Here is a 266-nt window from a genome sequence, read left to right on the forward strand (position 1 = left end):
GGGTAATTTTGATGACTCAGTAAATGTTGCAGCACAACTTGCAGCTATTGATGACTACGATGTGAAGGTCATTCAACAAGAATTGTCTTCCAAAGAGCAGTTCTTTGCTGACTTGTTCAATAGCACCTCAGACTATATACCAACTCCGAGCGTCGGTAATGAGGCGAAACATTGGCTGATGGGTACATTAAATAAAGTGAAAACTGAAACCGCAGTTTTACAAAACTTTGATGACCCTAAAAATGTTTACTCTTATTGTGCACTCT

General features: G+C 39.1%; 1 protein-coding gene. It reads left to right on the forward strand.

Annotation, left to right across the window (positions count from 1 at the left end; genetic code table 11):
- On the forward strand, positions 1 to 266 hold a 266-nt coding region (locus tag R0K30_RS22245; protein ID WP_410613047.1), incomplete at both ends, for a hypothetical protein.

The organism is Bacillus sp. SIMBA_154 (genome assembly GCF_046536015.1).
Taxonomy (GTDB): domain Bacteria; phylum Bacillota; class Bacilli; order Bacillales; family Bacillaceae; genus Bacillus; species Bacillus pumilus_P.